This is a genomic window from Undibacterium sp. GrIS 1.2 (assembly GCF_040544435.1).
GTDB lineage: Bacteria > Pseudomonadota > Gammaproteobacteria > Burkholderiales > Burkholderiaceae_D > Undibacterium.
The window spans coordinates 1-8553 of the sequence record NZ_JBEONP010000093.1; the positions used below are offsets into that span (position 1 = coordinate 1).

Genomic DNA, 8553 nt, shown 5'->3' on the forward strand with positions numbered 1-8553 from the left:
AAGACTTGCTTCATTGCGGGAGGTAGAGATTTTTAACTGTATATGCATACAGTTTATCTGTTTACCTTGGAGTTTGATAGTGACTGTTATATGCAGGGGTTAATTCTAGGTATTTTTTGAATTACGTTGTAAGTTCTCACAATCAACCGATGATAAAAATGAAATCGGTAGACGTATTTTTATCTGTTTATATTTATTCATTACCTCGTTTGAACGCGAGATCACCTTATTTTTAAAAGCAGTGCATTTTCAAAATGGTTGAATTATACTGAATGCATATACAGTATTTATTGAATAATTTTGTTCCAACCAGTCCAAAGATCATCATGTCTCAAGCCAACCCATCCATAGAACAGCAAGCGAGCTTGTCTCCCTTGTCGTTTCCGGATGTGTGGCGCGCCAATGAAATGGCGGTATGCAGAGCCTCGACATTGACCACAGGCTTTGAGATCTTAGATCATGAGTTACCGAATGCAGGTTGGCCACGGTCTAATTTAATTGAGCTCCTACTTCAGCAATCGGGCATCGGGGAGATGCAGTTGCTGAAACCGATCTTAGCAAGATTATCTCAATCACAAAAGATTGCCTTAATCCAACCACCGTATTTACCTCAACGAATGGCTTGCCAATCCTGGGGAATTGATACTTCGCGACTTTTTTGGATTAAGGCTAAAAGTACAGCAGATGCTTTGTGGTCCACTGAACAGATTTTAAAAAACGGCAGCTATGGTGCAGTGATTCTATGGCAAACCAATTGTCGTGCTGAATCGTTGCGCCGCTTGAATCTCGCTGCACAGACAACGGATACCTGGTTTTGGTTGATGCGACCGATATCCAGTGCGCGAGAAGCGTCTCCGTCACCGTTACGGATTTCGCTCAGGCCCGCGACTGGTGGCGTTGCTCTTAACCTGATTAAACGACGAGGGCCACAATCCGAACAAGCTCTTTTTATTCCCTTGGCTGATATGCCTACCCCTAAGCAAATTTTGGACAACAATCATGCGGTTTTGGTTAAGCCTACATTTTCCGCTACTACCATTAGAGACCCTTCGTCCATCTTGGTCTAATCCCGGCGCCTATGTCGTGATGGACAAAGAACAAGTGATTGTGGCATCCAAAGAAGCACTTCAAAGTGGCGTGAGACTCGGAATGCGTTCTGGTGGCGTCTCAGCGATTGCGCCATCGACCTTGCTACTTGACCGCAACCCGACTAAAGAGAAGTTGGCCTTAGAGTGTCTGACGATGGCCTTGCTGCAATTCACGCCAGAGGTCACGCACGCAGCTGATTTCTGTATCCACCTTGATGTCACTACCACCTTACGTTTGTTCGGCGGTCGCCTTGCCATTTGTCACAAGATACGTGAGAGTATTCGGCGACTAGGGTTCACTGCCATCCTAGGGACTGCACCAACAGCGATGGGCTCTTGGTTGCTGGCTCGGGCACGACAACGACGTCTGTTTTCGGTACGGCGACGTGCCATCAAAATGGGGACATTAGAAAAGCGTTTAGATCAACTCCCTTGCCGTCTTCTTCCTTCCGCTGCTGTGCATGAAGAGTGGTTGTCTGGTATTGGTGCTGATCATCTTGGCGCATTGCGTCGTCTACCCCGCGCAGGCCTAGTACGCCGAACCAATCAACAATTACTCAATGAGTTAGGTCGTGCCTATGGCGAGGCACCAGAATTATTTGAATGGATCAAAGTTCCACTCACCTTCTCAGCAAGGCTAGAAACATATGATCGAATCGAACATGCTGATGCTTTGTTACACGGGGCCGTCCGACTGATTGGGCAACTCATTGGCTGGCTAGTCTCGCTACAACAGGCGGTTTCCCACTTTGTACTCATCCTTGAGCATGAACGTGGACGTGCAGCGATTGATCCTAGTACGATAGAAATTATGCTGGCGGAACCCGCCTGGCACGAAGAGCATTTGATCCGTTTGCTCAAAGAGCGACTGGGACGAGTAGAACTCATTGCTCCGGTGATTGCGCTGCGTCTGGATGTGAAGCAAGTCGTGCCGATGATCGCGCCAACGCAATCCTTGTTTCCGGAACCCGGCGGCAATCCGGCAAATTTCAACCGACTATTGGAATTGCTCACGGCCAGATTAGGACGAGAGAACGTATTAACGCCAGTCGCACTGAATGACTACCGACCTGAGGTCTGTAACGCATGGGGGCCAGCCTCAGATAAGCCCATCAGACTGGATGACGAGACTGAATTACTGGAGCGTCCTTTTTGGATATTAGATAAACCAATCGCACTGATCATGCGTGACGAGAGGCCTTTCTATATTTCGCCTCTAAAAATCATTAAAGGACCTGAGCGGGTCGAGGCTGGTTGGTGGGATGATCAGATCGCAGCAAGAGATTACTTTGTTGCGCAAGCCAGCGATACCAGTTGTTATTGGATTTATCTTGAGCGAACCCAAGAAGCCAAATGGTATTTACACGGGCTATACGCGTGAGATGCTATGGCCAATCCATCCCAATTACCGGCCTATGCCGAGCTGCAGTGTCTAAGTCATTACACCTTTCTACGCGGAGCGTCTTCGCCAGAGAGCCTGGTGCAGCGCGCCTTTGAACTCGGTTATCAGTCACTCGCTATTACCGATGAATGCACCTTAGCGGGCGTGGTCAAAGCCCATGTCGAAGCTAAGCGTCTGGGACTATCCTTGCTAATCGGCAGTCAAATGCAGGTGACTCCCTTAGATCATAGTCCGCCGTTTAATTTGATTATTCTGGCGATGAATAAACAGGGATACGGCAATCTATCTGAACTCATTACGGTCGGTCGTACGCGTGCTGAGAAAGGGTCTTATCTTATTCAACCCTGCGATATTGCAAGCCCAACCGGTGAACTGATTTATTTGCGCGGGATGCCGGACTGTCAGTTGATCTTGGTGCCAAGATACAACTGTCCCTATGAAGAATTAGAACGTCAAGCTGCCTGGTTAGTGACCTGCGCGCCGGGTCGTGCCCGTATCGCCTTAACGCTGCATCATCGCGCACAAGACGATAAGCATAAAGACTTGGTCAGCGCCATTTCTGAAGAATTTAGTCTGCCCATTGTCGCCACTGGCGACGTCTGTATGCATGTACGCTCTGTCAAGCCTCTGCAGGATACGATGACCGCAATCCGACTGGGCGTTCCCGTTGCCAAGTGCGGCTATCAACTCACTCCGAACGCGGAGCAGCATTTGCGCTCACGATTACGACTAGCCAATTTATATCCACGGAGTGCTCTGGATGAAACAGTGCGGGTAGCTGACCAATGTCATTTTTCCCTTGACGAACTCAAATATGAATACCCGCATGAAGTAGTGCCAGAAGGTGAAACTGCGACAAGTTACTTGAGGAAGGAGGCCTACATTGGCGCACATTGGCGTTTTCCTGCGGGCATTCCTGGAAATGTGCAATTGCAACTGGAACACGAACTTAACCTCATTGCCGAAATGTCCTATGAAAGTTATTTTTTAACGGTATATGACATCGTTCGATTTGCCCGGTCACAGCATATTCTTTGCCAGGGACGAGGCTCTGCAGCAAATTCCAGTGTTTGCTATTGCCTTGGGATTACCGAGGTCGACCCTTCGCGTGGCACCTTATTATTTGAGCGCTTTATTTCCAAAGAACGCAATGAACCGCCGGATATTGATGTCGATTTTGAGCATCAGCGTCGTGAGGAAGTGATTCAGTACATCTATAACAAATACGGTCGTATGCGTGCTGCGCTGACAGCCGTGGTGATCAGTTATCGCCCACGTAGTGTCTTACGTGATGTGGGGAAAGCACTCGGTATCGATTTGTCTGTCGTAGAGAAGGTAGCGAAAGCCAGTCATGGCTGGGGCGGACGCTCGGATTTACGCGCTCGGTTAAGTGCCTGCGGATTTGATCCAGACTCTCCCATTGCAGAGAAATGGTGTGAACTGGCCGATAAATTAATGAAGTTTCCACGACATATTTCTCAACACCCGGGTGGCTTTGTGATTTCTCATACCAAGCTCTCCAGGCTGGTCCCCGTAGAGAACGCGGCAATGGCAAACCGCTCTATTGTTCAGTGGGACAAGGACGATCTCGATGCGGTGGGCCTACTTAAAATCGATATTTTGGCTTTAGGAATGTTGAGCTGTATTCGTCGCGCTTTAGAACTCGTATCAGAACAACGTGGCGAAAGATTTGAATTACATGATATTCCCGCTGAGGACGCTGCAACTTACGACATGATTTGTCAGGCCGATACCGTTGGTGTCTTTCAGATTGAAAGTCGAGCGCAGATGTCGATGCTGCCTCGACTCCGACCAAGGCAATTCTATGATCTGGTCATCGAGGTTGCCATTATTCGACCCGGACCGATTCAGGGTGGCATGATTCATCCTTATTTGCGCCGTAGACAAGGGATCGATCCGGTTGAATACCCCAGTCCTGCCATGGAATCTGTTTTATCAAGAACATTGGGTATACCTATTTTTCAGGAACAGGTGATGCAAATTGCAATGGTAGCAGCCGGATTCTCAGCGGGTGAAGCAGATCGCTTGCGACGAGCAATGGCTGCGTGGAAACGTAAAGGAGGATTAGATCAGTTTGAAGACAAACTCATGGCTGGTATGGCCGAACGCGGCTACTCAGAAGAATTCGCTAGCTCGATTGTCGGTCAGATCCGGGGATTTGCAGAGTATGGTTTCCCCGAATCACATGCCGCCAGCTTTGCCTTGTTAGCCTATGCCAGCAGTTGGTTGAAGTGTCATGAGCCTGCCGCCTTTCTGGCTGCGCTATTGAATTCTCAGCCTATGGGATTTTATACCCCATCCGCCTTGGTACAAGATGCGAAACGCCATCAAGTCGAGGTAAGGCCGTTAGATGTGTGTATCAGCACCTGGGAGGCATCGTTAGAGCCTACTGTCGGACAGTCGATGGCAGTACGCCTTGGGCTCAATCATATTCGAGGATTAGAGCAAGATGCTGGATTTAGAATTGTGGAGGCACGTGCCATTCGCCCTTTCAGCGATACCAATGATCTGGCGGGTCGAGCAAATTTAAATGCCGGACATCTTCAGGCGCTGGCAGGTGCGAATGCCTTGGTCAGTTTGGTGGGTAATCGGCGACAAGCTTTATGGCATGCGGTGGCTAGCGTCCCCGGCAAAGGGCTGTTACGGAGTGCACCGATTGTGGAAGACGTATTGCAATTGAAAGAACCGTCTGAAGCCCAAAGTATTGTTGCTGATTATCGGCATACGGGATTAACGTTAGGAAGACATCCCCTGTCTCTACTGCGCGATCAGTTGACGTCAATGCGACTGATGTCGAGCGCCGTCTTGAATGGCTATGAAGATGGCAGACTGGCGAGAGGCTGTGGCATCGTCACTGTCAGGCAACGACCGCAGACGGCTAAAGGTGTCGTATTCGTGACCTTAGAAGACGAGGACGGTACTGTCAATGTCATTTGCTGGCCTGATCTGGTGGAGAAACAGCGCACGATACTGCTTGGTGCAACCATGCTGGGAGTTTATGGCAAGTGGCAAAATCAAAATAACGTGCGTCATTTGGTTGCCATGTATTTAGTCGATTTATCGCCGATGATTGCCTCATTGGCGGTAGCTAGTCGAGATTTCCATTGATGAATAGTGTTGACGACCAGATGATCTCAATACTTCAGCACAATTTAGACTACATGTGAATCAACATCGCAGCTACACAAAGGCCATCTATCAGCGTGGTCAAATCAGATAGTCATTGCAAAAATAGTCATCTATAGGTTGGGTCTCAGTTTGCTTCAAGAAAGTTTTGTCACGGTTTTGTTGTGGTTCATCAAACACAGTGAAACTTGTTCTGGCGAGGTTGGTGCCCGAAAAAATGATAGGATCAAATCAAAGACAATTAGTGCTAAACCACTTTGTTATTTGCTCACCGAGACTTTACTTTGGGCAAACTATGGCCAGTGCATTAGCTTACATGATTATCAAGACGAACTAGGAACAGGATTATGAATTGGAATACTGCAGGTAGCCTTACCGTTAAAGCGAGACTTTGGATCGGTTTTGGATTAGTTCTGATTTTACTGATCATCGTCACGATTATTGGGGTCGGCGAAGTCAACGCGATTTCGCGCGGCTTGATCACGATTGGTGACTTTAACAGCGTCAAGCAAAGGTATGCGATCAATTTTCGTGGCAGTGTGCATGACCGCGCTATCGCGCTGCGTGACGTCGTACTGGTACCTAACGATACTGAATTGCAAATAGTCCTTGATCGGATTACCAGCCTATCGGCTGATTATGAAAAATCTGCCGGACCCTTGGACAAGATCTTTACCGCCTCAAAAGAGATTAGCTCAGACGAAAAACAGATCCTGGCCAGTATCAAAGAAACAGAAGCTCGTACTATGCCGCTGATTGCCAAAGTTATTGCGCAGCGCAAATCCGGCGAGGCCGACAATGCCAAACAGCTGTTGCTGACCGAAGCTAAACCAGCCTTTGTTGAGTGGTTGGCACGTATCAACAAGCTAATTGACTATGAGGAAAATTTAAACAAGTTTGAATCCGCTGCGGCACGCTCCACTGCCAACGGTTTTCAAACGCTAATGCTGATGATGTGTCTGGGCGCAATTTTTCTTGGCGCCATAGTCGCTACCTTTATTGCTCGTTCCATTACGGCGGCTATGGGCGGTGAGCCGTGCGATGCGAGTGCGATCGCGCAAAGTATTGCTGCTGGAGATCTGTCGGTCGAAATTCACACCGCACCTAACGATACAAACAGCGTACTAGCGGCAATGCGCGATATGCGTGAGTCTTTGGTTAATATCGTCAGCCAGGTTCGCAGCACCACCGATGTGATTTATAACGGTTCGTCAGAAATCGCCTCAGGGAATCAAGAGCTCTCGTCCCGTACCGAGCATCAGTCGATGGCACTCGAGAAAACCACCGCCTCGATGACAGAATTAACATCCACCGTCAAACAAAACGCTGAAAATGCCAAGCAGGCAAACCAACTTGCTCTATCTGCTTCGGAAGTCGCAGTCAAAGGTGGTACCGTCGTTGCACGGGTGGTAGATACCATGGAATCGATCAACAGTTCCGCCAAAAAAATCGTCGATATTATTGGTGTGATTGACGGTATTGCCTTTCAGACTAATATTCTCGCCCTGAATGCCGCGGTCGAAGCAGCACGCGCCGGTGAACAGGGTCGCGGATTTGCCGTCGTTGCGAGCGAAGTACGCAATCTCGCGCAACGCAGCGCCGCTGCCGCCAAAGAAATCAAGACTCTGATTGGCGATTCGGTCGAGAAAGTTGAAATGGGTAGTAAATTAGTCAGCGAGGCTGGTAGCACGATGGAAGAGATTGTTGGTAGCGTTAAAAAAGTGACCGATATCATGGGCGAAATTATGCTGGCCAGCGATCAGCAAAGCAGCGGGATCGATGAAGTACACCATGCAATCAGTGAAATGGATCAAGTGACTCAGCAAAACGCCGCAATGGTTGAAGAAGCAGCCAGTGCTGCAGCAAATCTGCAAACTCAGGCCACTACTTTATCAGAGCATGTCGCTATTTTTAAACTAAGTCGAGCCATCGAGCAACACGTACAGCGCGCGCCGCGCATGACGGTGTTGCAACAAAAACCTGCCTTGAAACTGAGGAAATAACTCTGCCGTGTGGCGAAGACTGTAATCGAAGGCATATTTGCCACGCTACCGAGCGGCCCATTTCATTCAAATATGCATTGATTTCACATTGAAAATGAAAGGGCTATCGTGTGCGTCAACTATGTCACGGTCTCAAAACAAACCTTAGCAAATGAATTCGATACCGTCTTTGATCAACACGCAGAGTGGAACGAAGAACTTTATCGTGATTATTTGGGACCAATCATCATCAAAGGGACAAGCGACGCACGTCAAGGTGTCGTCGCAAACTATGGGATGATTCCCAGACGATTTATGCCGCCAGGACTTCAACTTTCTACGATGAATGCACGGTCGGATACAGTTGGATCTCTGCGCACCTACAAACAATATTGGAAAACCTGCCAGTTTTGTTTAGTACCAATGAAGCAATTCTTCGAGCCAAATTATGAGGCTGGCGAGCACATACGCTGGTCTATAGGTATGAGAGACGAGTCCCCCTTTGCAGTCGCCGGTATCTACCGGGAATGGGAAGAAGTAGACGGCACCACAGCTTATGCATTTACCCAACTGACAATCAATGCCGATGAACACTCGTTGATGAGGCGATTCCATAAAACCGGGGAAGAGAAGCGCCAGCTTGTAATCATCCCGAGAAGTGAATATGACGATTGGCTTGGGTGTACTGATCCTGAATTTGCAAGAACTTATTTGCAGGGTTTTGATGCTGAGTTGATGACAGCAGCACCTGCTCCTAAACCTAAGAAAGTAGCGATAATCAAAAAGGCGTCAAGTGCTAATGCGTTAGCTAATCCTAATTTTGATTTATTCGCATAGCTTTTAGACAGTAAATGGAACAGTAACGCACCACCCACCTGTGAGAATGGCAGGTAACCTAACTCATCTAAGATCACCAAATCCATCTGCATAAGGC

General features: G+C 48.3%; 5 protein-coding genes and 1 pseudogene. 5 read left to right on the plus strand and 1 reads right to left on the minus strand.

The annotated features are described in order from the left end of the window. Positions 1–326 precede the first annotated feature (326 nt). From imuA to AAKU61_RS21420, 5 genes are all read left to right on the plus strand, one after another. Entirely contained in the window at positions 327–1067 is a 741-nt protein-coding gene (imuA, locus tag AAKU61_RS21400; RefSeq protein ID WP_354335547.1) for a translesion DNA synthesis-associated protein ImuA, read from the plus strand. Continuing rightward, positions 1000–2469: a Y-family DNA polymerase gene (locus tag AAKU61_RS21405; protein WP_354335549.1), complete on the plus strand. Its 1470-nt coding sequence runs from the start codon at positions 1000–1002 to the stop codon at positions 2467–2469. The genes imuA and AAKU61_RS21405 overlap by 68 nt, the downstream gene beginning before the upstream one ends. 6 nt (positions 2470–2475) lie before the next feature. Then, positions 2476–5619: an error-prone DNA polymerase gene (locus tag AAKU61_RS21410; RefSeq protein ID WP_354335551.1), complete on the plus strand. Its 3144-nt coding sequence runs from the start codon at positions 2476–2478 to the stop codon at positions 5617–5619. 365 nt (positions 5620–5984) lie between these two features. Continuing rightward, complete coding sequence (locus tag AAKU61_RS21415; RefSeq protein ID WP_354335553.1) at positions 5985–7640, plus strand: methyl-accepting chemotaxis protein; 1656 nt, start codon at positions 5985–5987, stop codon at positions 7638–7640. 108 nt (positions 7641–7748) lie between these two features. Further along, on the plus strand, positions 7749–8456 hold the full coding sequence (locus AAKU61_RS21420) for an SOS response-associated peptidase (RefSeq protein ID WP_354335555.1): 708 nt from the start codon (positions 7749–7751) through the stop codon (positions 8454–8456). Here AAKU61_RS21420 and AAKU61_RS21425 read toward each other — a convergent pair. Then, positions 8423–8553 (minus strand): annotated as a pseudogene (locus AAKU61_RS21425) (ATP-binding protein); the annotation flags it as partial. The gene AAKU61_RS21420 and the pseudogene AAKU61_RS21425 overlap by 34 nt on opposite strands.